The sequence below is a fragment of the Flavilitoribacter nigricans DSM 23189 = NBRC 102662 genome (assembly GCF_002646595.1).
GTDB lineage: Bacteria > Bacteroidota > Bacteroidia > Chitinophagales > Saprospiraceae > Flavilitoribacter > Flavilitoribacter nigricans.
Map to the genome: position 1 here is coordinate 385,321 of NZ_PDUD01000018.1, position 24,453 is coordinate 409,773.

At 51.4% G+C, this 24,453-nt stretch carries 21 protein-coding genes; 9 read left to right on the forward strand and 12 right to left on the reverse strand.

What is annotated here, in order from left to right:
• Nucleotides 1-2: 2 nt before the first annotated feature.
• From CRP01_RS12555 to CRP01_RS12570, 4 genes are all read right to left on the reverse strand, one after another.
• Nucleotides 3-560: a hypothetical protein gene (locus tag CRP01_RS12555; RefSeq protein WP_099150384.1), complete on the reverse strand. Its 558-nt coding sequence runs from the start codon at nucleotides 558-560 to the stop codon at nucleotides 3-5.
• Between the two features lie 233 nt (nucleotides 561-793).
• Entirely contained in the window at nucleotides 794-1,522 is a 729-nt protein-coding gene (locus tag CRP01_RS12560) for an LOG family protein (RefSeq protein ID WP_099150385.1), read from the reverse strand.
• 225 nt (nucleotides 1,523-1,747) lie between these two features.
• Nucleotides 1,748-3,025: a sigma-54-dependent transcriptional regulator gene (locus CRP01_RS12565; protein ID WP_099150386.1), complete on the reverse strand. Its 1,278-nt coding sequence runs from the start codon at nucleotides 3,023-3,025 to the stop codon at nucleotides 1,748-1,750.
• Between the two features lie 169 nt (nucleotides 3,026-3,194).
• Complete coding sequence (locus CRP01_RS12570) at nucleotides 3,195-4,385, reverse strand: M20 metallopeptidase family protein (RefSeq protein WP_099150479.1); 1,191 nt, start codon at nucleotides 4,383-4,385, stop codon at nucleotides 3,195-3,197.
• Between the two features lie 204 nt (nucleotides 4,386-4,589).
• Between CRP01_RS12570 and CRP01_RS12575 the strand changes: the two genes are divergently transcribed.
• Nucleotides 4,590-4,880, forward strand: a complete 291-nt coding sequence (locus CRP01_RS12575; RefSeq protein WP_099150387.1) for a hypothetical protein — start codon at nucleotides 4,590-4,592, stop codon at nucleotides 4,878-4,880.
• 82 nt (nucleotides 4,881-4,962) lie between these two features.
• Here CRP01_RS12575 and CRP01_RS12580 read toward each other — a convergent pair whose 3' ends face one another.
• The 3 genes from CRP01_RS12580 to CRP01_RS12590 form a co-directional block, all read right to left on the reverse strand.
• Nucleotides 4,963-7,380, reverse strand: coding sequence for an ABC transporter permease (locus tag CRP01_RS12580; protein WP_099150388.1), 2,418 nt, complete (start codon nucleotides 7,378-7,380; stop codon nucleotides 4,963-4,965).
• A 116-nt stretch (nucleotides 7,381-7,496) separates the two neighbouring features.
• Nucleotides 7,497-8,810, reverse strand: a complete 1,314-nt coding sequence (locus CRP01_RS12585; protein WP_099150389.1) for a M56 family metallopeptidase — start codon at nucleotides 8,808-8,810, stop codon at nucleotides 7,497-7,499.
• Entirely contained in the window at nucleotides 8,810-9,184 is a 375-nt protein-coding gene (locus CRP01_RS12590; protein ID WP_099150390.1) for a BlaI/MecI/CopY family transcriptional regulator, read from the reverse strand. Before CRP01_RS12590 ends, CRP01_RS12585 begins: the two co-directional genes overlap by 1 nt.
• Before the next feature lie 125 nt (nucleotides 9,185-9,309).
• Here CRP01_RS12590 and ychF point away from each other — a divergent pair, with 125 nt between their 5' ends.
• Nucleotides 9,310-10,407 carry a redox-regulated ATPase YchF gene (gene ychF / locus CRP01_RS12595; RefSeq protein WP_099150391.1) on the forward strand — a complete coding sequence of 366 codons (1,098 nt, stop codon included), beginning with the start codon at nucleotides 9,310-9,312 and terminating at the stop codon, nucleotides 10,405-10,407.
• A 172-nt stretch (nucleotides 10,408-10,579) separates the two neighbouring features.
• Entirely contained in the window at nucleotides 10,580-10,885 is a 306-nt protein-coding gene (locus CRP01_RS12600) for a hypothetical protein (RefSeq protein WP_099150392.1), read from the forward strand.
• A 331-nt stretch (nucleotides 10,886-11,216) separates the two neighbouring features.
• Here the strand turns inward: CRP01_RS12600 and CRP01_RS12610 are convergent, their stop codons facing one another.
• Complete coding sequence (locus CRP01_RS12610; RefSeq protein WP_099150394.1) at nucleotides 11,217-12,203, reverse strand: Gfo/Idh/MocA family protein; 987 nt, start codon at nucleotides 12,201-12,203, stop codon at nucleotides 11,217-11,219.
• Between the two features lie 221 nt (nucleotides 12,204-12,424).
• Here CRP01_RS12610 and CRP01_RS12615 point away from each other — a divergent pair, with 221 nt between their 5' ends.
• The 4 genes from CRP01_RS12615 (at nucleotide 12,425) to CRP01_RS12630 (ending at nucleotide 17,793) form a co-directional block, all read left to right on the forward strand.
• Nucleotides 12,425-12,811: a hypothetical protein gene (locus tag CRP01_RS12615; RefSeq protein WP_099150395.1), complete on the forward strand. Its 387-nt coding sequence runs from the start codon at nucleotides 12,425-12,427 to the stop codon at nucleotides 12,809-12,811.
• 346 nt (nucleotides 12,812-13,157) lie between these two features.
• Nucleotides 13,158-15,029 carry a hypothetical protein gene (locus CRP01_RS12620; RefSeq protein WP_099150396.1) on the forward strand — a complete coding sequence of 624 codons (1,872 nt, stop codon included), beginning with the start codon at nucleotides 13,158-13,160 and terminating at the stop codon, nucleotides 15,027-15,029.
• A gap of 119 nt (nucleotides 15,030-15,148) precedes the next feature.
• A complete protein-coding gene (locus CRP01_RS12625; RefSeq protein ID WP_099150397.1) occupies nucleotides 15,149-16,393 on the forward strand; it encodes an NAD(P)/FAD-dependent oxidoreductase in 1,245 nt (414 codons plus the stop codon).
• A gap of 50 nt (nucleotides 16,394-16,443) precedes the next feature.
• Nucleotides 16,444-17,793: a membrane dipeptidase gene (locus tag CRP01_RS12630; RefSeq protein ID WP_099150398.1), complete on the forward strand. Its 1,350-nt coding sequence runs from the start codon at nucleotides 16,444-16,446 to the stop codon at nucleotides 17,791-17,793.
• A gap of 33 nt (nucleotides 17,794-17,826) precedes the next feature.
• Here CRP01_RS12630 and CRP01_RS12635 read toward each other — a convergent pair whose 3' ends face one another.
• The gene (locus tag CRP01_RS12635; RefSeq protein ID WP_143473369.1) at nucleotides 17,827-18,147 is read right to left on the reverse strand and encodes a hypothetical protein; all 321 of its coding nucleotides are present in this window, start codon (nucleotides 18,145-18,147) and stop codon (nucleotides 17,827-17,829) included.
• Between the two features lie 53 nt (nucleotides 18,148-18,200).
• Nucleotides 18,201-20,522, reverse strand: coding sequence for a T9SS type B sorting domain-containing protein (locus CRP01_RS12640; protein WP_099150400.1), 2,322 nt, complete (start codon nucleotides 20,520-20,522; stop codon nucleotides 18,201-18,203).
• Nucleotides 20,523-20,826: 304 nt separating this feature from the next.
• On the opposite strand from CRP01_RS12640, the gene CRP01_RS12645 reads away from it, so the two are divergent.
• Nucleotides 20,827-21,801, forward strand: a complete 975-nt coding sequence (locus CRP01_RS12645; RefSeq protein ID WP_099150401.1) for a YitT family protein — start codon at nucleotides 20,827-20,829, stop codon at nucleotides 21,799-21,801.
• A gap of 11 nt (nucleotides 21,802-21,812) precedes the next feature.
• Nucleotides 21,813-22,346, forward strand: a complete 534-nt coding sequence (locus tag CRP01_RS12650) for a 5-formyltetrahydrofolate cyclo-ligase (protein WP_099150402.1) — start codon at nucleotides 21,813-21,815, stop codon at nucleotides 22,344-22,346.
• A gap of 22 nt (nucleotides 22,347-22,368) precedes the next feature.
• Here the strand turns inward: CRP01_RS12650 and CRP01_RS12655 are convergent, their stop codons facing one another.
• Nucleotides 22,369-23,304 carry a hypothetical protein gene (locus CRP01_RS12655; protein WP_143473370.1) on the reverse strand — a complete coding sequence of 312 codons (936 nt, stop codon included), beginning with the start codon at nucleotides 23,302-23,304 and terminating at the stop codon, nucleotides 22,369-22,371.
• Nucleotides 23,301-24,413, reverse strand: a complete 1,113-nt coding sequence (locus CRP01_RS12660) for a Gfo/Idh/MocA family protein (protein WP_099150404.1) — start codon at nucleotides 24,411-24,413, stop codon at nucleotides 23,301-23,303. The genes CRP01_RS12655 and CRP01_RS12660 overlap by 4 nt, the downstream gene beginning before the upstream one ends.
• Nucleotides 24,414-24,453: the final 40 nt, after the last annotated feature.

Sequence of the window (24,453 nt, forward strand, 5' to 3'; positions counted from 1 at the left end):
GATCATTCCGGCGGATCTTCCGTCATAGCGATCACGGTTAACACTGCGTACATATTGAACGATTCGGTAAAGGCCCGGGAGTTCTCCAGGCCGATATACTGGGTGCCGCGGCAGAGACTGGGGTCGTCAATGATCATACCCGAGGCCGGGACATTTCTCCGGGAATATTCTCCGTAAAAGAAGTAGGCTCCTCCCGCCACCATGAATTTTTCCGTATCCGATTTATTCTTCAAGAGATAAACCGAGCAGACACCGTCTCCCGGATATACCGGCTGCGGATCTTTCTTTCGGAATTTTCGCTTGGTAAGGAGGTCCGGAAAGACCTGATATATGGAGGGATTCCTCCTCACCGATGCTGCTTTTTGCGGGCTTTTGGTAGCCGTCACGGTATAAAACCAACGCACGGTATTTTCCGGCAACTCGATCTCTAAAGTGGTACTTGGGGTACAGCTGATCACACCCAGGCAGTAGGTCTGGTTTAAAACTTCGACGGTTTTGCTTTGAGCATGCCCGTTTACCGTAAAAAACACCAGGGATAGTAAAATGGAAAGCGCCTTCATGTCACGTATTTAGTACCTGCCTAAATTAGGTAAAGTGGGTCAGAGTGCAAATTCCCTGGATCTTTTAAGACCATTTTAACCCTTAAGCACCACTTTTTTAAGTACTTAGCTCGGCTTCGTACCGGAAGTCCGGTGATCCCCAAAAAAATAGATAATGTGAACCCAACACGACCAACGGAAAATCGACTCATCTCAAACCTGAATTACCGGTCAGTTCATTTACCCCCCAAAATCTACAGCTCATAATTCGGCCGCAGCATCTCGGCGTGCTCTCCGTACCAGTCGCTGATGATCTTGATCACATCCGCGGGATCGTCCACGATCGGCAAGAGGTCGAGATCCTGGGGACTGATGTTGCTTTCCTGTTCCAGCATGACTTCCGTGATCCATTCTTTCATGCCGTTCCAGAAGGAGGATCCGACCAGAATGATGGGCACTTTGGTGATCTTTCCGGTCTGCACCAGGGTGAGTACTTCGAATAATTCGTCCATCGTACCGAATCCGCCCGGCAGGGCAACAAAAGCCTGAGCGTACTTGACGAACATTACTTTACGAACGAAGAAGTAGCGGAAATTCAGATTGTTGTCCGGGTCGATAAAAGCATTATGACTTTGTTCGAAGGGCAGATTAATGTTGAGGCCTACCGACTTGCCACCGGTCAGAAAAGCGCCTTTATTGCCGGCTTCCATGATACCGGGGCCGCCACCGGTGATAACGCCGTATCCTTCTACGGTGAGTAAACGGGCAATCTCAACGGCGGTTTTATAGTAAGGATGATCCGGCTTGGTTCGGGCCGAACCGAAGATAGAAACACAGGGTCCCTGGGAATTGAGGGTTTCAAAACCCTCCACAAATTCGGAGATCACTTTAAACATGGTCCAGGAATTCTCTCCCTTAAGGGCTTTCCCCCAGGTCTTCATGGGGTACTTTCCCCCTACATTTACACCATTATCTTTTTTCATAGTCCATCAGTTTATTCCGGCCGGAGCCGGAAGATCGTCGGTAGTTTGCTGGTTCTTATTGGTAATTTTTGGTCAAAACTTATTCGGGCAAAGGCTTTTACTACCGTCTACAGCAGCGAAAAGCCCGCCGATGGTAACGACGGGCTTTCCCCTTTTGTTTGTCCGCAATGGGCTATTTAGGTCTTTTTTAGCTAAAAATCAAATAATTCGTCCATTTAAAGGGCCTCAGGATACCAAATTGGTGTATTCCCGATAGGCCTTCTCCACGTAGGCTTTCAGCTCCTCCACGTTCTCAAATCGCCTGAACAACTCCTGCAGTTCCGCGCCGCGTTTGGCCGATGCCGGCAGCACGTATTGCTCCACATCTTCCTGCTCTACCGTTTCTCCACTCAGGATGATGAGGCGTTCTACCACATTGCGCAGTTCGCGGATATTTCCGGTCCAGTTGACCTGTTGCAGGCCCTGCAGCGCCGTTTCGGAAAATTTGCGGGCCGGCAGACCGTATTCCTCACATATCTGCTGATTGAAATGGTCGATAAGCAGGGGGATGTCATCGCGGCGGTCGTTGAGCGCCGGCACTTTGATGATGATCACCGCCAGTCGGTGGTAAAGGTCTTCCCGAAACCGACCGGCGGTGATTTCCTGGCGCAGATCCTTGTTGGTGGCCGCGATCACCCGTACATCCACGTTGATCTCTTTGTCCCCACCAACGCGGGTGATCCGGCTTTCCTGGAGCGCCCGCAGCACCTTGGCCTGCGCCGAGAGGCTCATATCGCCGATCTCATCCAGAAACAGGGTACCTCCGTTGGCCTGTTCAAATTTGCCGATCCGTTGTTTGACGGCAGAAGTAAAAGAGCCCTTTTCGTGACCGAACAGTTCACTTTCGATCAATTCGCTCGGGATGGCGGCACAGTTGACCTCCACGAGGGTTTGTTCCCGCCGTGGGCTGTTCTCATGGATCCAGCGGGCTACGAGTTCCTTACCGGTCCCGTTGGCGCCGTTTACCAGCACGCGGGCGTCTGTCGGTCCTACCCTTTCGATCGTTTCCTTGATCTTTTGGATGCCTTCGGATTCGCCGATGATCTCCTGGACCTTCGAACGGGCAACCTTGCGTTTGAGGACTTTCGCTTCGGTGATCAGGTTGGATTTATCCAGTGCATTCCGGATCGTGATGAGCAGGCGGTTCAGATCGGGCGGCTTCGAAATGAAATCAAAAGCGCCTTTTTTCACCGCCTCTACCGCCGTATCGATATTGGCGTGACCGGAGATCATGACTACGGGAGTTTCCGGAGCAATTTCCTGTATCCGTTCCAGGGTATCCATACCGTCCATCTTCGGCATTTTGATGTCCAGCAGCAGCACATCGTATTTGTTTTGCTTTAGCTTAACCAGACAGTCCATACCGTTGACGGCCTCTTCCACTTCATACTTTTCAAACTCGAGTATGTCCCTTAAAATTCTACGGATGCTTTGCTCATCGTCGACTATGAGTACTTTTGACATTCCTACGGTTTTTGTTCTAATGCCCCGCCGTGGCGGGTCAGTAGTTTGTAAATTTGTTAGTCATCAGGAAGCGCCTAACTTTTCTATATACGGAAGAAGAAAATAGATTGTTACACTGGTCGGGCAACGGATATCACCACTTTACGCTATCAGGTCCAGCTGCCGGATATTAGACCATCAACTCCCGCAGAGCCATCCAGGCCATCAGGCCCGTACTTACCTCCAGGCAATCTTCATCCACATTGAAGGTATTCGTATGAATGGGGGAAGTAATACCTTTGGCGGCATTTCCGGTGCCCAGCCGGTAAAAACAGGCCGGCATTTCCTGCGAGTAATAAGCAAAATCCTCTCCGGTCATCCGGATCGGCAGATCCACCACGTTTTCGGCCCCCAGATATTCTTCGGCGTACTGCCGGGCCGATGCCGTCAATTTCTCATCATTTACAAGATACGGATAACCGCCGAGAATTTCCAATTCTGCCCGGGCGCCCATGCTTTCGGCAATACCCTCCGCCATTTTCTTCATCCGCTGGTGAGCGTCGGCCCGCCAGGGCTCGTCCATCGTACGGAAAGTACCCTTTAGGGAAACGGAATTGGGAATGACATTATTAGTCCCTCCTTCCGAAGCGATGTACCCAAAAGTAAGTACAGAAGGGATGGTCGGATCCCCCTGACGGCTCACCAGTTGCTGGAGTGCGGTCAGGATCTGGGCGGTAATGGTGATCGGATCGATACATTCCTGCGGAATGGCTCCGTGCCCTCCTTTACCGTACACCGTTAGGAATAACTCATCTGTGGAGGCCATGTATTTGCCGGGACGCATCCCGATCTTGCCCACCTGCAGCGGCGGATGAACGTGCTGGCCAAAAATTCCCGTTGGGCGGGGATTTTCCAGAGCGCCCTCTTTGATCATGATGGAAGCTCCGCCCGGCGCTTTTTCCTCAGCCGGCTGGAACAGTAATTTGACCGTTCCTTCGAACTCTCCCCGGAGGCTTTGCAAAATGCGGGCCGACCCCAGCAGAGAGGAGGTGTGCACATCGTGCCCACAGGCGTGCATGACGCCGTCGTTCTGGGACCGGTACGATACCTCATTGGCTTCCAGAATGGGCAAAGCGTCGATATCTCCGCGTAAGGCCACCACTTTTTTGTCGGGATTTTTTCCTTTTATCAAACCAACGACTCCATTTTCGGCAATGCCGTGTTGGTGTTCAATCTGATATTCTTTGAGTTTGGCGGCGATATAGCGCCCGGTCTCCACTTCCTGGTAGGAAAGTTCCGGATGTTGGTGCAGGTGACGACGGATCGCGATGGTATCCTGATGGTAGGTTTTGGCTAGTTGTTTGATCTTGTCTTTAAGCATGGTATGGTATTCGATACGCAGTACCGGATATCGATGGCCGGCACCGTAAAAACGCAAATATACATGCTTTCCCGGATCGGACCGGCTGCCAAATGATCAAATTCCGGTCATTTATTCGGGTAGAGAACAGCACACCAAAATCCTCTGACAACAGGGGATCAGACACAACGTATTTTACAAGAAAAATAAAAAAAAATAGCTTTCATGACATTTTCCGAATTTCAGGACAGCCTGCAAAACGATCAGCCGCCCGCTGGCTTATCCGACGCTCTACGCGCCCTTTGGTACGCGGGTAAGGACGATTGGGATCGCTCCCACGATGTTGCCCAGGATATCCACACACCCGACGGTTCCTGGATACATGCCTATCTGCACCGTTGGGAAGGTGACGACTGGAATGCCAATTACTGGTACCGGCGCGCCGGGCGCACCATGCCCAAAACCAGCCTGAAAGAGGAATGGAAGCAAATTACCGAAACGATCTTATCCATCTGAACAAAGGCCTTCGGGGAGATATGGAAATACGGCGGGCATCCGGTCCTAAATGATCGGATGCCCGCCCGTAGATCTCGGGGGGCTACTCGTCCTTAATCGTACGCGCCGGGTTCAGGATAGCCACCCGGTACGTCTGATAGCCCACCGTCAGGAAGGCAAAACTAAAGAGCAATACCGCAGCCAGGATCAGGCTCAGCCAGGGGAAGCTGATGCGGTAGTGATAATTATTCAGCCATTCGTTCATGCCCACGAAGATCAGCGGCATGCCGATCACCACCGCCAGCAGGATCAGCCAGAGGTAATCTTTGAAGAACAGTACGATAATACTGCTGACCGAAGCACCGAGTACCTTGCGAACACCAACTTCTTTGGTCCGCTGGTTAGACAAAAAAGCTGCCAGTCCAAACAGCCCTAAGGTAGCCACGATAATGGCCAGGATAGAGAAGTTAGCAAATAGCTGGCCAAAACGTTTTTCTTCAATGTACAACTGTTCAAAACGCTGGTCCAGGAATTCGTAGCTGAGGGGTGCGTTCGGGAAGAAACGGTCCCAGGTGCCTTCCAGTTGAGCCAGCGTGGAGCCGATAGTTTCGTCCGATAGTTTCAATACCATGCTCCGGGTAAGCGGACTGTAAAAGAACACCGTCGGTTCTACCTGATTTTTTAGGGTGGTCCGGTTGAAGTTATTGATCACCCCGACGATCGGGAACTGGGTATTGTCTTCGTTCCGGCCAAACTGCAGCTTTTGGTTGATCACCGACTCCGGATCGCTTATTCCCAGCAGGCCGAGGAGGGCCTCATTAACGATGATGCCGTTGGTATCGGCAGCGATTTCCCGGTCAAAATTGCGTCCGGCTTCCAGCTCGATCGACAGGGCGTCGAGCAGTCGGTCGTCCATCCGGTTGATATATACGGTGGCTTCTACCCGATCCGTATTACCCACGATCCGCACGCCGCCGCTGCTGGAACTGATATTGGAACTTCCCCCACCGGGCAGGCTGGAAATACCGGCCAGGCTTTCCACCCCATCCAATCGCAACAGTTCATTGGAAAAGGCTTCGTACTTGCTCGCGAACTCCGCCTCCCGATCCGAATCGAAAGATGGATTTTTGATCCCGATGGTCTGATCGATCTGCATGCCCAGGTCTTTACCGGTCATGTAATTGATCTGCTGGTAGATGATCATGGTACCGGCGATCAGGATCAGCGAGGCTGTAAATTGCATCACCACCAGCGCTTTCCGCAAAAACACCCCTCGTTTGGAATGGCTAAACCGACCGCGCAGAATACCGATGGGTTTAAAAGAGGACAGCAAAACCGCCGGATAAGCTCCCGCCAGAAAAGTGCCAAGCAGGAAAAAACCGCCCAGCTTCAGCAGGAAATCCTGATTCCCCCAGATGGTAGCCAGAATCTCCTTGCCGACCAGATCATTGAAATAGGGCAGCAGGATCTTGGCCAGTAAAACGGCTGCTATGGCACCCAGAAAGTTGATCAACAGGGATTCGGTCAAAAACTGGCCGATCAGTTGTTTTTTGCGGGCGCCGACTACCTTTCGTAATCCCACTTCCTTAGCCCGTTCCAAAGCCCGGGCAGTGGAGAGATTAGTATAGTTTACCCAGGCAATGATGAGAATGAATAAAGAAATGATACTCAAAAAACCTACGGCCTTCGCACTACCGTGCACTTCCGGCTCAAAGGTAAAGTCCGAATGGAGGTGAATGCTTTCTACCGGCTGCAGGTTGAAAACCAGTTTGGATTCCTCTCCCAGGTATTTCCGGCTGAGCGCGGGTAGACGTTCGTTCAGAGCCGCCAGATCGGCCTGCTTATCCAAGAGCAGATAAGTGTAATAATTGTAGCCGTTCCAGCCGTCCTGCTGGATCTGTTCCTGTACGCTCTTCAGCGAAAAAAGCATATCGAACTTGTAGTGCGTATTCTCCGGCGTATCTTCCAGGAGGCCTACCACTTCAAGTTCGGTATTGGAGCCGGTCAGCATTTCCATACTCTGGCCAATGGGATCCTCCGAACCGAAGTATTTTTCGGCCATGCTTTGGGTCAGGACAATAGTGTTCGGCTTGCTGAGCAGGTCTTCGGCATTCCCGGAAACCAACGGATAGTGGAAGAGCCGCAGGAAACTGGAATCAACGGCCAGCAGTCCTTTTTCCTCCACCACTTCCGCTCCCTTGCGAAAAACCACCGAATTGGTTTTCAGCGTGGTCGTATAACTGAGTACTTCCGGAAGGTCATTCATTAGGGCGGCACCGGAAGGCGCAAAGGACATCGCGTCCCTTACCTGAATTTTTCCGTCAACAATATTGTCCGTGGTTAAGCGATAGATCTGATCGGAATTGGTGTGGAATTTATCGTAACTTTTTTCAAAGCCGATATACTGATCGATCAGCAGAAAAGCGGCGAGGCCGATGGCCAGGCCCAACACATGGATGAGGGTATACCATTTGTGTTTGAGTAGGTTGCGTACGCCTACTTTCAGATAGTTTTTTAACATGTCGGGTGATTTCGGTTGAAATAATTCCTAAAGTAAAAATTATTCAGGAAGATAAAAAGGCATCAAAGCGAAACCACCCGATTCAATGCTGAAAATAGAAGAAACGCAGGGGGAACCTATTCGGAACTGAAGGTACCGACCATGATCCCGGTGAACTTACTGAAGGTCCGGCGTTCTTCCGGATCCAGGCTTTTGGGCGTGCCCACACCGACCACGACTTTGTTGCCTTTGTCGCGGGTGTAGTAAAAGATCAGCGGCTCATTGATCACTCTGCCATTGTTGTAGGATTCCACCACGTGGTGCTGACCGCCGAATGCCGCATGAAAACTGATCCGGGTAATTTCGCCCTGACGGTTGTATTCCACTTTGGTGCCGTCCAGGTCGACCCCGGTTTTCTCCAGTCGTAAAAAAATGGTATTCACGTCCTTTTCGGAAAGTTCACCGGAAATTTTCATGTAGATGCTCTGTCCCGGCTCGAGGTCGAGTACCATATCCGAATCGGAAACGTTGACCTGTACTTCCTGTCCGCTGACAGTCGACTGAAAGGCCAGCAGGAGCAATAAAGTGAGTGGAAGGAAAGAAAAATAGTTAAGTAAAAACAGTCGGGAAGATCTCTTGCGATTCATCATTACAATACGGGTTTTTATATGTGAATAATTAAAGTGATTAACCGACCGGACCATTGCGTCCGGTACACTTATTTTTAGCAGATCCAGCTGGTAATTTTTCCGATCGTTGCCGGCGCTGAGCACCGCACGATCGGCGATAAATTCCAGATTCAGTTTTACCTGCCTTTTCAGTTGCCAGGCTAATGGATGGAACCAGAGCACTGCCGTAAAAACCTCCATAAACAGGATATCCAGGGTGTGCCACTCCCGCACGTGCACCTGCTCGTGCTGCAGGATGTGGTGGAGTTCCTGATCCGAATGCCCGCCAGGGTGCACCACCACATACCGGAAAAAGGCCAGTGGTGGGATCGATAAGGGCACCCGGATCAACGTGAACGGACCGAAGCGCTCGGGGGTTCCGCTTTTGATCAACCGGCGCAGGTTATTCAATTCCAGGCCGGTGCGGAACAGATACCAGAGCAATCCCAGGCAATAAATACCGGCGAGGAGCAGGCCCACTCTCCCTCTGGCCTTCCCAGCCGGCTTTTCCACAACGATCGCCTCTTCCGCAGCTTGTGCAGTAGTGGTTGCCGCAACGTCCTGCGGGAGACCGATCTCGGACCATCCGGAGCTGAATTCGACCGGAAATTTCACGTCCCAGTTAGCGGGAAATTCTATTAGCGGAAGCGTCAACGATACAAACGCGATCGCCAGCAATACGCCCCGGTTGATCTGGTAGAAAGTCGATTTCCGGAGCAAAAGCCAGAAAAAACCGTAGAGCAAAGCCAGGCAAAGGCTGATCTTTAACAGTAGGGTGATCATTATTTATTCTGATTTTCTTCTCCTTTTTCGATCATATCAATGATCTCCTGGAGTTCGTCCTTGGTGATCTTATCTTCTTTGGCAAAGAAGGCAACCACATTTTTGAAGGAATTGCCGAATAGCCGGGCCATTTTCGGACTGAGCTGGCTTTTGGTGTATGCCTCTTTGGAGATTATGGGATAAAAGCGGAAAACCGATCCGAAATCTTCGTGATCCAGATATCCTTTGTTCTCCAGCTTTCGGATCACGGTTGCGATGGTATTAATGTGCGGTTTGGGATCCGGGAACTGCGCCCTCACCTCTTTTACAAAGGCCTGCTTGAGTTCCCAGATGATCATCATGATCTCTTCTTCCCGGTCAGTAAGTTTTTCCATGGTTTCAGATTGTGGTACAAGTATAAAACTATTTTTATAGTTCTGCCAACTATTTTTATAGTTTAAAATATTTTTTCTGCTCTAGCCAACAAATTATATATCTTTGCGGCCTCAAAAATTACGCTATGGCTTTACAGTGTGGAATTGTCGGCTTGCCCAATGTTGGAAAATCAACCCTTTTCAATGCCTTGACCTCGGCCAAGGCCCTGGCCGCTAATTATCCTTTTGCAACGAAAGACCCCAATGTGGGCGTCATCACGGTACCGGATCCCCGACTGAATAAACTGGAAGAACTGGTCAATCCCCAGCGGGTGGTACCTACCACCATTGAGATCGTGGACATTGCCGGTCTGATCAAGGGAGCCAGCCAGGGCGAAGGTCTCGGAAACCAGTTCCTAGCCAACATCCGCGAGGTAGATGCCATCATTCACGTTGTTCGCTGCTTTGTGGATGACAATGTCGTGCACGTGGACGGTAGCGTCGACCCGGTACGCGATAAGGAGATCATCGATACCGAACTCATCCTGAAGGATCTGGATACGGTTGAAAAGCGACTGGAAAAGCTCAAGAAGCAGGCCAAAAGCGCCGATAAGGAAGCACTGCGGAACGTCGAAACCGCACAGAAAATAAAAGCCCACCTGGAAAGCGGCGCGCCCGCCCGTAGCGCTCAGCTCGAAGAGGACGAAATTGCCCTCTACAAGGATATGTTGCTGCTGACGGCTAAACCGATCCTCTACGTTTGCAATGTGGACGAAGACTCAGTACACGAAGGCAACGAACTGACCGAAGCTTTTAAATCGGCTGTGGCCGACGAAAACGCGGAAGTGATCTACATCAGTGCCGGTATCGAAGCGGATATCGCCGAACTGGAGACCATGGAAGAACGCCTGGAATTCCTGCAGGATATGGGCCTCGAAGAACCGGGTGTGAACCGCCTGATCCGCGCCGCTTATTCCCTGCTCAACCTGATCACCTATTTCACCGCCGGTGAAAAAGAGGTCCGCGCCTGGACGATCCGTCGGGGTTTCAAAGCGCCCCAGGCCGCCGGTGTGATCCACTCCGATTTTGAAAAAGGCTTTATCCGCGCCGAGACCATCAGATACAACGACTTTGTTTCGCTGGGCTCCGAACAGGCGGTAAAAGAAGCGGGAAAAATGAGTGTGGAAGGTAAAGAATACGTCGTGCAGGACGGAGACGTAATGCACTTCCGCTTCAACGTGTAAGCGATTTGCGTTTCATTTGATCTTTTAAGTTGGGTGTTGTTGTCAAGTCGGTTGGAGGCCGGATCTTCCCGGTCTGGTTATTGGCAAATTTTGTATATTTGACAGGCAAGCGGATAAACTCCGATGCACTAATTTACCGACTGTTTATTTTACGACTTAAAACACACCCGACATGTTAAACTTGACTATTCCCATTCCCAATCTTCCCGGAAAACAGGACATCGAAATTGAAATGAAAATGAACGGCCACCGGCAAAAACTCCGGTACCGGGTAGAGGTCATCGACTGGACCGAATGCCTGGTCTCCGAGGACGGTGACCGGGTTGACTGCATCCGGGAGCTCATCAATGAATACGATCAGGACTGGATGATCTACCACATCGGTGCCCCCGGCGAGGACTATGTGCCGCTGACGTTCATTCACAAAGAAGACTGGGCTGCGCAACACCGCTGGCTCTGGGGCGAAATGACCGTGTGATTAAGCCGGTCATTGAACTGGCTCCTGATCCACGAAAAATTACGGTATCAGGGGCTGTATTTGTTCAGCGCAATAAGTAATCTAGAATTCACCGCAAAGACGCCAAGTCGCTAAGTTTTTATGATTTTTGCCTCCGGCAAAATCACAAATCTTTGCGCCCTCTACTGCGAAGGCTGCTCTCGGTATGGGCCCATTTGGGATTGACTTTGAAAAATTTGCGAATGCAAAGTTTTTCAAAGAAAGTTGCCATAAATCTTTGCGGCTTAGCGTCTTTGCGGTGATAAATACGCTGAACAAATACTGCAAACGCTGCCTCGCTTCTTTGAGCTCATTAACTATCCGCACGATAAGTCAGACCAATCTTCTCCCGCATACTATCCAGCAGCTGGATCAGATCCAGACTAAAGGACAGCGGCAGGGCCTCGCTTTCTTTTTTCCCTTCCGCCAAACAACTCATCACTTCTTCCGCCTCGTAGGCATAACCGATACAGGGATAATCAAAAAATACATCCTGTGGTCTTTCCCCCGGCAGCAGTAAGCTCATGCTCGTCGGTTCGTGCCAGCGCGAATGGATATGGATCACGCCTTCGCTACCGTAGATAAAGGCTTCCGTTTTGGTATCCGCGCGAATGGTGGAATGTATCTGGGCCATCTTCCCACCTTCGTAGGTAAATATTGCCGCCATCTCTTCATCGATACCGGTAGGACCGATCACGCCGTGCGCCAGTATCTCCTGCGGTTTTCCCAATAACAGCAGGGACAGGAAGGTGGGATAGATCCCGATATCCAGCAGAGAGCCGCCCCCCAGTTCTTTGTTGTAGAGCCGGCCTTCCAGATTTCGTTCGGCCTTGAATCCGAAATCGGCTTTAACCGACTGGACTTCGCCGATCTTTCCTTCAGCGATCCATTTCAGCGCCTGCCGGGTGGTGGGTAAGAACCGGGTCCAGATGGCTTCCATCAAAAAGGTGTTGGAGCGACGGGCGGCCGCGATCATCTGTTCCACCTCTCCCGTATTCATGGCGAAAGGTTTTTCACAGAGTACGGGAATGCCTTTATCCAGGCACAAGATGGAAGCAGCGGCGTGGCCGGGGTGCCGCGTGGCTATGTAGACGGCATCCAGTTCCGGGCAATCCAGGATTTCTTCGTAGGTGCCGTAGGCGTACGGAGCACTATATTCATCCGCAAAAGTCTGGGCCCGGCCCTGATCGCGGGAGGCCACGGCAGACAAGCGGGCATTTTTGATGGTCTTGAGATCGGAGGCAAATTTGCGGGCAATTCTCCCCGCACCAATTATTCCCCAGTTGAAGGTTTCGGACATGATCGAAATTTTAAATTCTGATCGTAAACTTAATCGTCCCGTTCGGGAATTTCAAATATATCCGTCAATTCACCGCATTTTACCGGGGCTTTCCGGCCATCCACAGCAATTTAGGGGCAGTTCACAGCAATCAAAATGGGGACGGAGCAAATTGCTTGTATAAACAACAATTAACCTTTATTTTGCCCGGATTACATCATAAACTTTAAACATGACAAGAAATGAACAAAAAGCTTAGCATCATTTTATCTCTTGCGCTGGTCTTTTTCTTGTTTCAAAGTTCTGTAAGCAGTGCCAAAGATCCGATGCCTGCTAAATTCAAGTACACCAAGAAGGTAGATGAGCTGATCCACAGCAAATGCTACGGCTGCCACAGCGCCGAAGGTCGCTCTGACAAAGCTAAAAAAGCACTGATGTGGGATGATATCCCCAAAATGACGGGTGCCGACCAGGCTCACATCTTGGAAGAGATCCTGGATGTAACGGAAGAGCGCTCCATGCCGCCCAAGGGAATGGTGGAACGCAAGCCGGAATTAAAACTAACCGACAAAGAAGTAGCCACTTTCCAAAAGTGGGCAAAAAAAATGTCCAAGCGAGTGAGCAAGTAATTGCTAAGCCGCTGCTGGTCAAACTTAGAGTGAATTTGGGATTTTTTCTTTACGGCGAAAACAGTCAATTTTATTGTTAATACTTTAGTTATTTTGAAGTGCATACCTGAGAGGTACGGACTGAAAAATAGCTAAAGTATTAACAATAAAGTGGCGTTTGCAGCCCGATTAATAATTCCCAACCTCACTCTTTAAGCCTTTTGGAGTTTTGTACGAAACCCAAAAGGCTTTTTTATTATATTACATTTTAGGCTAACTTTGTACACCAATATCGGGATTCCTTTCGTTGTCTGATATATTAGATGAATTCCCTTATTTTTTTGATACAAGTCGCTAAGTTATTTCCATGAAAACCAACTTATCCTTCCTTATTTTACTGATATCTACCATATGCCTTTTTCTTAACCAGGATGTGCAGGCACAACGCATCGGCAAATACAAAGACCGGATCGATGAATATCGCCGGGAAAACTGGCCGCCGGAGCGCAACTACTCCCGGATCTCCCTGGGATACGCCCTGCAGCGGATCTTTAAGAAACATACGGACTATTGTGGGTTTACCATTTCGGACAATAAGCGCGACTATGTGCCCGGCGACCTGAGCAAATTTCTCGGCCGGCGGGACCTCCGTACGAAAGTAGAAACGGCCAACATCCGCGGCGGCGGGATGTTGTACTATATCTTCAATCCGGACGACATCGAAAAACCTTTCGATGAGATCAATTTCATGTCCACCCGGGTCTTCCAATCCAGCTCGGTCAGTGATCCCTTTGAAATGAATCCGGATGAAAATTTCGACTCTTTTATTCTGACCAAGAACTGTTCGGGTTACCTAAAGGCATTTCTGGATGCGGGTATCGAGCCGCCCTATTTCGCCTTTAAGAAAGCGCTGGAAACGGACGGCAAACGGGAATCGACCGTTGTGGCTCTTTCCGGCTCCTTTATTTCTCCGATGAAAACCCTGCTGGAGGCCAATGACTGGCGCACCACCGAGGCTATGATGAATCTCTGGCAGTTCTACCGGAATAATGCTGGTATGATCAACCAGGCCTATTATCTCCGCGAATTTGAAGGCGTCATGGTGAAACATCTGTCTACTGCCGAAGACAACTTCAAGATCGAAGCCGAAGTAGGGATGAATGTCAACCTGCCCCTGGCCGCCAAGATCAAAGGCAATGTGGGCGTAGGCCGGACCAATTCCACGGCTTTTTCCGGAACGGACTGGGAAACCATCATCTACGCTGACTTTGCCGGACGTTATACCAAGCAAAGCCTGTTTAGCCGCCTCCCCTCTCCTACCGACATCAAACATTATTTCCAGGCCATCAAGCCGACCTTCCAGCAGGCAAGGGATTTTCCGTTGATGACCGAAGGAGCCGAACACACCCACTATCTGACGGTGGAAGGCGTTCCGCCCAATATGACCAACAATTTCTGGGTACTGGATGACGTCCTGTCGGGAGTATACGATGGGCAACCGACCCTTACCGCCGAACCATTCCAGGATGAAGACGGTACCTTTGGCTGCCGCTTTATTGTTCGCGGCCGTCCCCTGTCCAGCAACTTTTCCGGTCCGCTGGCCTACCGCCCCGGTAAGCTCGGGGTTGCATATACCATCCGAAGCCGTTATCCCGTAGGCGGCGAATACATCAGCATCAAGGTCAACGAAGAGATCCAGACCAGCGCGCACCCCATTGCGATTCTCTCCCAGGGTGAATTCGACCTGAAAAAGCGGGAAGACCGTCGTTTCGCCTTCCAGTGGAAATTCGTTATCAATCTGGAAGATGAAGCCAATCCGGTTGACCTGAACCTAAAGCCGTTCATCAATAACCTCGTTGCCCGCCGGAGTGATTCCAAAGTGGACATTCTGCTGACCGGAGTCGAGCCGGACCCACAGCGCCGACGGTATTACGTAACCGTAGAAAGTCTGGATACCTATCCGCTGGAAAAAATTGACGATACCAACATGGTCAATTACAACCTGTCGATGGACGTCCATTTACAGAGCAAGCGATCGGCGGCAAGGTCCATCCGACCGGTAAAAGGTATACTTTCCTTCCCGTCCATCAAACCGGATCCGGCCCCGAAACAGGAAGCCAAAGCCGGAGAACCGATCAGCATTCCACTGGCTCCGACCATTGAATCCGGTAAAACCCTGGATCCGAATCATCCGATCCTGATCCCCAATCCGAACGGCAAGCAGGAAGGCGGAAATTAATTCTCAATTCTAACTGGCCTTTAAGGGGTAAAGCGTGCTCAGTTTATCGGCAATTATGCTTATAATTGGCCCCGGTTAACTATTGTATTAACCCACATCATCGACTACTTTCTAGGCTTATGAAATGTACCATTATCGGCGGTGGGATCATCGGACTGAGTTCCGCTCATTATCTCCGTCAATCCGGTTGGGAGGTTACCGTTATTGACCGTTCCGATTTCCAAAACAACTGTTCTTACGGCAATGCGGGCTATGTGTGTCCCAGCCATTTTATCCCGCTGGCCTCTCCGGGCATCATCAGCCAGGGATTGCGCTGGATGCTGGACAAAAACAGTCCTTTTTACATCCAGCCCCGGATCGACTGGGGACTGATCAACTGGGGGCTCAAATTCATGGCCAAGGCCAATTCCGAACACGTTGCCTACGCCGCCGAACCCCTCCGGGATATTGCGCTGCTCAGTCAACAGCTTTACGAAGACCTGGCCCGGTCGCCCCGTTTTGAATTTGGGTACGACCACCGGGGACTGATGGAATACACCCAGACGCCGGAAGGCCTCGATCACGCCAAACACACCGTAGAAAAAGCGTTGGAACTGGGACTAGAGGCCGAATTCATGGACGAGGCGGAAGCCCAGAGCCTGGAACCTCATCTCAGGATGAACGTCAACGGCGGTATTAAATTCAAATGCGATGCCCACCTCTATCCCAATCAGCTGATGCATAGTCTGTTAGCCAATCTGGAAGAAGATGGAGTGAATTTACGTCCCAACGAGAATTTCAAAAGCATCGAAAAACAAGGCGATCAGATCCGATCCGTCCGGACGGATAAAGCAAGTTACGATACCGACCTGGTGGTACTGGCCACCGGTTCCTGGAGCCGGGAAGTGGGTAAACTCATGGGCCTGAATATACCGCTGGTCGGCGGTCGGGGCTATTCCATCACCCTGGAAGACAGCCCTTACCGAATGAACTTCCCCAGCATCCTATCCGAAGGGAAAGTTGCGATCACTCCTCTGGACCAGCGCCATATTCGTTTTGGCGGCACCATGGAGATCACGGGTACCGGCGCTCCGCCGCAACCCTCCCGGGTACAGGGTATTCTCAATTCCGTACGGAAATTCATCCCGGATTGGGAGATCCCCATGCCGAAAATGGAAGAGGTCTGGTACGGGTACCGGCCCTGTTCTGCCGACGGACTGCCCTATATCGACCGGGTGCCGCAGTGGCAAAACTGTATTGTCGCCACCGGTCATTCCATGCTGGGTATCAGTCTGGGAGCAGGTACGGGCAAGCTGGTCAGCGAACTGGCCAACGAACAGGCAACCAGCATTCCGGTAGAGGCTTACCGCCTGGCTCGATTCTAATCGATCCTTCCCGTGCACGGATAATGAATATTTAGGTCTAAATTTACAGCATGCTCATCCCGGTAAATTTAGGTAGGTCTTTCTGGGCCGTCTTTCTGCTCTGGCTTGGTGTATTGCTCCGTCCGGAAGGAATTGCCGCCCAGGAGGTCCGTGAATTCATGGATCTCCAGATCCATACGACCATGCACATCCCCTACTGGTTTTTTGGAGATGGGCTGGAATATTTTGACCCCGAAGATCCACCCAAGCTAAAGAATAAGCATCGCTTCAAAAATGTCAATTACGCCAATTTCCTGGAGGATAATCCCGGCGCCCGTATCTTTGTAAACGGCACGATCCTGCCAGAACTTATCGCTTCCAAAAAACGCGCCCGGCGACTCACCCTGGAACAGATCCGGTACGTCAACGATTTTGCGGATGCCCATCCCGATAAATTCGTCGTGGCGCGCACCCCGGAAAAAGTCAGGCGTTACGTTCACGAAACAGACAAAACCATTTTCATTCACTCCATCGAGGGCGCCAAGCGATTGATCAACAGTGCAGAGGATGCCCGCTTTTGGGCGGATCAGGGAGTTGCATTTGTCACTTTGCTCCATCTGGTAGATACGGAACACGGAGCCTCCGGCATCAAGCCGGGCTTTCTCGGCGGTGTGATCAACTTTAAGGGCACCTTTAAAAAACTGTTCGGAGCAGCAAAAAAGCGCGGGCTAAAGGAAAAGGGCAAACAAGCTATCCGCTGGCTCGCCGATGCGGGTATCATGATCGACATTACCCACATGTCCGAGCTGACCCGCCGGGATGCCCTGGATTTTATGGAAGCGGAAAATATACCACCCATCGCTACCCACGATCTTTTTCGGCCCATTCAGCAGCACGCCCGCGGACTGAGCCGGGAGGATATCCGTCGCATTTACCAGCAGGGCGGTTTCATTGCGTTGCCACTCAGCGGGGAAGTGTTGGAGCCCTACCGCCCCGAAGCACCCTATCAACAAATGCTCGAGCAATTGGACAGGCACTGTACCGGCTCCATTGATGAATTTAAATTTACTTACCAGGCGGTCAAATCCTTCCTGGAGAACGAGCTGGTTCTATCGAATTACCAGGAGCCTTTTTCGGATCTGCCGGAGGCCCAAAAAGTTGATTGGGCCATCGGATTTCAGAGCGATTTTAACGGCTGGCTGAGTCATAGTCGGCCCCGTTACGGGGAACGCGGTTGTTACGAAGGGCGCCCCTACCCCTTGCAACAGTTGGAGGTTCAGGGGCTGGTCCATCCCGGATTGCTGGGAGAACACTGGGAGGTCCTGCGGGCAGAAGAAGTCGATCTGGAGCCTATACGCAGGGCGTCCGAAAAATTCCTGCAATTGTGGCAGCATTTTATGGATCATAGACAGCAAAATTGATCCGACTGAATGGATACCGGATCTCCGACGGTATCACCTTTTTCTGATCTCCTGAATCTTAATGAGGTTCCCAAAATCCTGACAGGGTCCGGTTAAGGGTTCGTATCGAAGGTCCACCGCCAGCGGGAAATTGGGTTCCGGATCAATTTCAAAGGTGTCGGGTAACTGAAATGCGCGAACGGTATCCTGATCCACTTTTATAAACCACCCACCGCAACAGGCACAAAGGGTATAATCTCTTCCGATCAGGCTCGCTTCCTGCCATTCTTCATCAGCAGTAGCACTTTTCTCTTTCTGACAACCTATAATCATTACGGCGGCAGCGAACCCCAGATAAAGCAGTAGTCTGTTCATAAGCATTTTTCAAAGGAAGACTGCCAGGAGCAGGATATGGGTTGGGTACCAGACTAGCGCAATAAGGTAACCGATCCCTGGATAATAGAGACATTCCCCTGTAGATCGACCACTTCCGTAAAATAGAGGTAGATCCCGGAAGCTGCCGGACGTCCTCCGGGCCAATTGCCGTCCCAGCCTGTATCATTCCGCCCCTCAAATACCTGACTCCCCCAGCGGTCAAAGATTCGTACCGAAAGTACTTCCGAGATCTCCGGCCCCGGGAATAGGGAAAAATGATCATTGACACCGTCGCTGTTCGGGCTGAATATGGAAGGAATAAAGATGAGCTCTTCGCTGGCCACGGTGATGAGGATACTGTCGCTCACCGTACATCCATTAACGTCCGTAGCGGTAGCCACATACCGGGTGGTGCGATCCGGCCGGATGGTCGTAGCAAAAGCGGTCGGATCAGCGACGGCCGTCTCGGGAGACCACACGACCGTGACCGGATTAAAATTGGTGATCGGATCGATGCGGACGCCCTGCCCCGGCTGCACCTGAATATCGAAGCCAAGATCCAGCATGAGATCATTGCCGTTACTGCCTACCGGAACCACCATCTCCACGGTTGTCTGACAGTTTTCCTGATCTTCAAATACCAGATTGTAATTTCCCGGTACCAGATCGGTCAGCAGGTAGGGGAAGTTATCCAGAACGCGGGGATCACCGGAGGGATCCAGTCGGACCGAATACGGTGGGGTTCCTCCGCTCACATCATTAATCTGAATACCCCAGTTCGAATCGCAGCTCAGGGATTCCATCAATTCGAGATCAACTTCCAGCGATCCGGGTTCCGGTAACTCGAGGGATGAAGTAGCGGTACATCCGGCTTCATCGGTCACCGTAAGTTGGTAGAGACCGGCGGATAAATCAAATAATTCATTTCCACTCAGGCCGGCAGGATCCCAGACATAACTGACCATCCCCTGCTGACCGTTTACCGACGCAATAATCGATCCCGATCCCGGATCACTGCACACCGGGGCTACGCCTTCCAGTTCTACATTTATGCCACAATCCGGCCCCATGATCTCAAAAGTGCAATCCTGGGTACATCCCGCGGCATCTGTGAGCTGTGCCCGGTAGGTCCCGGCAACATTCAGGCCACTTATGGTGATCGGTGCGGAGCCATCACCGGAAACACTGCCGCTGATGCCGCTTTCGCTCGTCCAGGTAATGGTATAGGGTGGAGCACCGCCGGTGGCAGTAAAAACCACGCTTCCGTCGGGTGCATCGGCACCGGGTTCGCAGGTCAGTGTCGGCGGAGCCGATGACACCACCAGATCCGCTCCTGATTCAAAATTGGAGTATACCGGGCAGGAATCAATGTCTTCCACCCGTATTAGGTGGTAAGACACACTCGTGTCCACCGGCACCGGCACCTGAGCTCCGGAATTTACCGCCGTCAGTCGAAAAGTATCCATACCGTCCGTATAGTCCAGCGTAAAGGGGCCGCCGGAAACCGGCAGAAAAAAGGTAAGCGTGTCGGTGTAAGCGCCACAGGACTGGCAGATGGTACATTCCAGATACATTCCACTCGGACCGATGGCCAGCGTGGCCGGTGGGTCCTGATAAGCCGGGCAATCATCGTAGGCCGTCCAGTTAAGCGGATCGGATATGCGCGCGATCCACTCCATCTGGGTAGCCTGGGTCTCCGGTCCGGTATAACTGGTGAAACTGGTCACACCACTGGTAGGTGCCATATTAAAACACGACATTACTTCCGGATGCAGGGCCGAATTCTGGGAATCGCCCAAAAAGCCGTTCCAGGTACTTTTGGAATTAAACCCGAAGAGGACGTTCCCTCCGGTATAGGTGGCATCCTGGTCGCCGTTGCAGCACCCGAATACGGTACCGTTGTCCCAGGTACCGCCCTGCATGAAGTAGATCTGATCACCGCTGTCGTTAAAATTCAGGGCGTTGGTCCCCAGCACCAGGAAATCCCATTCGCCATCCGGGCTGACCGCCTGATAATCCGCCTGGGTGGGCGGAAACTCAAAGGTGATCACCGTACCCGCCGGGATGGTGCCTCCCCCGCGTACGGCCCGGACAAAGCCTTCGGTATTGCCCCACAGTCCGGGCTTTTCCCGTTCCCAGCCGTTATCCGTGATATCGATGACCGTACCGTTGGTAATATCCTTGAAACACACAAAGCTGACCCGGTCCCGACCCAGGAACTGCCCACTGCCGTCGGGCGTACAGTTTCCCAGATCACCGCCGGTGTTTGAGGCCAGGCCTACTACCGCCAGATCACCGGGTTGCAAGATAGTCTGGGCGGAAAGCATGGATGCAATTGCCAGGAAAAGAATAAGGGAGGGTAAACGTTTGATCATTGCCTTGGGCTTAGGATTTCCATTTCAACGGTAAAAGAAATAATTCTAGTTTATTTCCGGGCTTATCTCTGTATTAAATTTAATTTAAGAACGGCTGATACCGGACCGGATGTCGGGGTATTTCGGGCTCCTTTTTCGCTATTAGTCAATCAATTACCAGGAGTCCGGCCAGCTGGAAGGTTTATGATCTTTCATTTCCCTAAAAAGAAGCGCTCCAATAAGACAAAATATTGATCCCCTTTGGTATTTTGACGACCGGCCGGCGACGGAACGGCCGCTTGTTACAAGCCCTTAAAGTATCCAGATGAAGAACCATTTTCAGCAACTGTTATCAAACATCTCCAGCTTTTTTATCCGGCGTTTCGGACTTGCGGAAAAAGGCAGTTCCAGGCAGGACGTCCATGACCTGGAAGTAGAGCTCCGCCACGAACTGCTGGATTTCTTCTATCTGCTCATCGGTATTCTTTCCGCCTCCTTCGGCCTGGAAGCGTTCCTGATTCCCAGCTCTTTTATAGACGGTGGCGTAACGGGCATTTCCCTGATGGTACAGGAGCTGACGGGCATTTCCCTCTCTATTTTACTGGTGATCATCAATCTGCCGTTCCTGATCCTGGCTTTTTCGGCCATCAGCCGTCGTTTTGCCATTAAGAGTATCCTGGGAATTGCCCTGCTGGCATTGGCCGTGCATTTCATTCCCTTTCCGGTGGTCACTACCGATAAGATCCTCGTGGCCGCTTTCGGCGGTCTGTTTCTGGGGCTGGGAATCGGCATGGCGATCCGGGGTGGCGCCATCATTGACGGTACGGAGGTACTGGCTATTTACATCAGCCGGAAAACCAGTATGACCGTTGGGAATGTCATTTTAATTTTCAATATTATCATATTCCTGACTGCGGCCTATGTTTTTTCTACGGAGATCGCCCTGTATGCTATTCTCACTTATTACGCTGCCTCCAAAACCGTGGATTTTGTGATCGACGGCGTAGAAGAATATACCGGTGTGACCATCATTTCCGGCGAAAGTGAAGCCATCCGCGAAGCGATCCTGGAAAATCTCGGGCGGGGTTGTACGATCTTCAAGGGACAAAAGGGGTTTTCCCAGAAGGGAGATGCGAGCGGGGAAACCAATATCGTTTATACGGTGATCACCCGTCTGGAGATATCCAAACTCAAAACCGAAATTGACAAGATCGATCCGGAAGCTTTCCTGATCATGACTTCGGTGAAGGATACGCGGGGCGGAATGATCAAAAAGAAACCGATCAGTAAGATTAAATAAGTATAGAAATTATGTTTGACAAACAGGCGCTCCGACTTAAAATGGAAACACTGCGGGAACAACTCAATCCAGGACAAAAGGCTCGACTGGATGCCCTCATCTGCCGGGAATTGCAGCAGCTGGTAGAGGAAAGAAAATTCACGTCCGTGCATACCTTTTTACCCATGGGTACGGAAGTGGACCTTTACCCCTTTATCTCCTACTTACTGGCTATGGAAATCCCGGTATTCTGTCCAAAAACCTTACCCAAACGCCAGTTGGAGCACTTACGGCTACACTCGCTGGAACGCCTGGAGGCCGGCCTTTTCGGTACCCGGCATCCGGAAGCCAGTCCGGATAAATTGGATGCCTATGATCTGATCATCGTGCCGGGTCTGGCTTTCGACCAGCACAATCACCGGCTTGGCTACGGAGGCGGCTATTACGATATCTTTCTTGGTGAACAGCCCGGAGCGTATAAGGTAGGTGTAGGTTATCCGTTCCAGCTCATTCAGGATCTGCCGCTCGAAGCCCACGACATTCCGTTGGATAAGGTCATTTGCTGACCAGACTTGCCCGGAAAACGCCCTATTCTTCAATCAGATCGTTCAGAAGGACGAATTCCCATTCCAGACGAAGCTGCTCCGGATAGTGCCGGAAGATCAATACCTGATCCGGATCAAAATTGGTGACGTACTCCGGTGCGTTCTCCCGTTTGAGGCTATTATTGATCCCGGATCCCAGCAGCCAGATGCCGTCGTCCGTGCGGTATTCAAACGACTTGACCCGCATGCCGACATCGCCACCCACCAGAATTACCTTTACACCCCGCTGCTGGGCGGCCACCAGTTTTGGATAGATCAACGTAGAGAACTGGTCCTCCAGATCGCAGGAAACCGCCATCATGCCCGGATCGATATTGAAAGCCTCCTGTAAACTATCCGGCTTTTTATCCTTCAGCAGACTGTGGTGGTGCAGGATCAACAGATGCGAGGACTGTTCAATGGTATCCAGCACGGATAGCATCATTTGCATCTGCTCACTTTTGAGATCGCAATCTTCGGGAGGCGGTTCGGAAGGCCAAAACCAGAAGAGATTGGTGTTTAAGACCATCAGGGTAATATCGCTGCCCAGGGGTTCGGTATAAAATGTGGGTTTACCGGTCCGGTCGGTGATCTGCTCAACATTGCCGTACATGACATCGTGGTTACCCAGCGTCCATTGTACGTGATCATTGGAAAAGTCGAATACACTGTCCAGATAGCTGACCGTTCCCGGCTTTTCGGTCAGCCGGCTACAAACGTCACCGCCCAACCAAACCTGCGTGTATTCGGTATAATCGATGCGTTCCAGTCGCGGGTCCAGGCGGTAACCGTCGTTCCAGTCGTAAGGATGCCCCAAAAACAAATAACGATAGCTTAACGCTACCTCTTCCTTGCCACAGGATGCGAGCAATATGATCAGGGTGATCAATAATGACCCTCTGGAGCCGTATTTCAGCATTTTATGGTCTATCTTCATCATCCCTGCAGATCAATCCAGCGACCACCCTCGGCAACGGACTGACGGATCGCTTCCACGATCCGGATATCCCTCAGGCCTTCTTCCCCGGGCACCATCAGGTCCTGTCCGTTGATGATGGCCAGGCAGTCATCATCCATTTGTCGGGCCTGCTGATTCCCGGCTTCGAAAGCGATGGGGCCGTTACTGCTTTCCCCGCTAATGCCATTGTAGGCGGAAAAGGGATCCACCCGATACCAGCCATTGTCCGCATTTACCTGCAGGTAGTTCATACCGACGCCCAGACTTGTATGGAGGTTGGCCAGTGCACCACCTGGGAACTGTAGTTGAAAAGAAGTGAATTCGTCCACCTCGCTAAAGACATCGGGCCGGCGGGTATATTGTTGGGCGGCAACTGCGACCGGCTCCTCCCCCATGGCGTAGCGAGCCGCCTGCAGGGAATAAACGCCCATATCCATCATGGCTCCGCCGCCGTAAGACTTTTTGTTTTTCCAGTGATCTCCCGGATTATCCCAGCGCCAACCCGCTCCGGCGGTGATCATCCGGATCGGGCCGAAAGTATTTTCTTCCGCAAAACGCATCAGTTGCTGCGTGTGGGGCTCGTGTTGCATCCGGTATCCGATGGCCAGTTTAACGCCATTGTTTTTACAGGCGTCGATCATTTCCCGGCAATCCGCTGCCGTAACGGCCATTGGTTTTTCGCAGAACACGTGTTTCCCGGCTTTCGCTCCCCGGATCGTGTACTCCTTATGCATGGAATTGGGCAATACGATGTAAACCACATCGATGTCCGGATTATCCTTGATCTGGTCAAATGTCTCGTAGCTGTAGACATTTTTCTCCGGGATCTGGTACTGTTCCTGCCACTTCCGGGCCTTGTCCGGCGATCCCGTCACGATCCCGGCCAGGTAGGCATGTTGGGTTTCCTGCAGGGCCGGGGCCAGAAGATCCGTACTGTAGTATCCGAGGCCGACCAGGGCAATTCCCAATTTGTCTTTCTTTTGGGTATTCCGGCAGGCGCTGGTTACGGGCAGGCTCAGGGCCAGGGCCCCGGCTGCCATTCCGGAAGTATATAGGAAGGTTCTGCGGTCCGTTGTTCGTTTGGAGTCCATAATGGTAATAAATGGTTTTGGATAGTATACCAATTGACTT

What these genes read in the sequence shown, in the direction of transcription:
- CRP01_RS12580 (WP_099150388.1), bottom strand. Translation starts at nt 7,380, where the DNA reads ATGTTAAAAAACTATCTGAAAGTAGGCGTACGCAACCTACTCAAACAC.
- ychF (WP_099150391.1), top strand. Translation starts at nt 9,310, where the DNA reads ATGGCTTTACAGTGTGGAATTGTCGGCTTGCCCAATGTTGGAAAATCA.
- CRP01_RS12610 (WP_099150394.1), bottom strand. Translation starts at nt 12,203, where the DNA reads ATGTCCGAAACCTTCAACTGGGGAATAATTGGTGCGGGGAGAATTGCC.
- CRP01_RS12570 (WP_099150479.1), bottom strand. Translation starts at nt 4,385, where the DNA reads ATGCTTAAAGACAAGATCAAACAACTAGCCAAAACCTACCATCAGGAT.
- CRP01_RS12660 (WP_099150404.1), bottom strand. Translation starts at nt 24,413, where the DNA reads ATGGACTCCAAACGAACAACGGACCGCAGAACCTTCCTATATACTTCC.
- CRP01_RS12560 (WP_099150385.1), bottom strand. Translation starts at nt 1,522, where the DNA reads ATGAAAAAAGATAATGGTGTAAATGTAGGGGGAAAGTACCCCATGAAG.
- CRP01_RS12645 (WP_099150401.1), top strand. Translation starts at nt 20,827, where the DNA reads ATGAAGAACCATTTTCAGCAACTGTTATCAAACATCTCCAGCTTTTTT.
- CRP01_RS12565 (WP_099150386.1), bottom strand. Translation starts at nt 3,025, where the DNA reads ATGTCAAAAGTACTCATAGTCGACGATGAGCAAAGCATCCGTAGAATT.
- CRP01_RS12590 (WP_099150390.1), bottom strand. Translation starts at nt 9,184, where the DNA reads ATGGAAAAACTTACTGACCGGGAAGAAGAGATCATGATGATCATCTGG.
- CRP01_RS12635 (WP_143473369.1), bottom strand. Translation starts at nt 18,147, where the DNA reads ATGAACAGACTACTGCTTTATCTGGGGTTCGCTGCCGCCGTAATGATT.
- CRP01_RS12625 (WP_099150397.1), top strand. Translation starts at nt 15,149, where the DNA reads ATGAAATGTACCATTATCGGCGGTGGGATCATCGGACTGAGTTCCGCT.
- CRP01_RS12575 (WP_099150387.1), top strand. Translation starts at nt 4,590, where the DNA reads ATGACATTTTCCGAATTTCAGGACAGCCTGCAAAACGATCAGCCGCCC.
- CRP01_RS12630 (WP_099150398.1), top strand. Translation starts at nt 16,444, where the DNA reads ATGCTCATCCCGGTAAATTTAGGTAGGTCTTTCTGGGCCGTCTTTCTG.
- CRP01_RS12600 (WP_099150392.1), top strand. Translation starts at nt 10,580, where the DNA reads ATGTTAAACTTGACTATTCCCATTCCCAATCTTCCCGGAAAACAGGAC.
- CRP01_RS12585 (WP_099150389.1), bottom strand. Translation starts at nt 8,810, where the DNA reads ATGATCACCCTACTGTTAAAGATCAGCCTTTGCCTGGCTTTGCTCTAC.
- CRP01_RS12615 (WP_099150395.1), top strand. Translation starts at nt 12,425, where the DNA reads ATGAACAAAAAGCTTAGCATCATTTTATCTCTTGCGCTGGTCTTTTTC.
- CRP01_RS12650 (WP_099150402.1), top strand. Translation starts at nt 21,813, where the DNA reads ATGTTTGACAAACAGGCGCTCCGACTTAAAATGGAAACACTGCGGGAA.
- CRP01_RS12555 (WP_099150384.1), bottom strand. Translation starts at nt 560, where the DNA reads ATGAAGGCGCTTTCCATTTTACTATCCCTGGTGTTTTTTACGGTAAAC.
- CRP01_RS12655 (WP_143473370.1), bottom strand. Translation starts at nt 23,304, where the DNA reads ATGATGAAGATAGACCATAAAATGCTGAAATACGGCTCCAGAGGGTCA.
- CRP01_RS12640 (WP_099150400.1), bottom strand. Translation starts at nt 20,522, where the DNA reads ATGATCAAACGTTTACCCTCCCTTATTCTTTTCCTGGCAATTGCATCC.
- CRP01_RS12620 (WP_099150396.1), top strand. Translation starts at nt 13,158, where the DNA reads ATGAAAACCAACTTATCCTTCCTTATTTTACTGATATCTACCATATGC.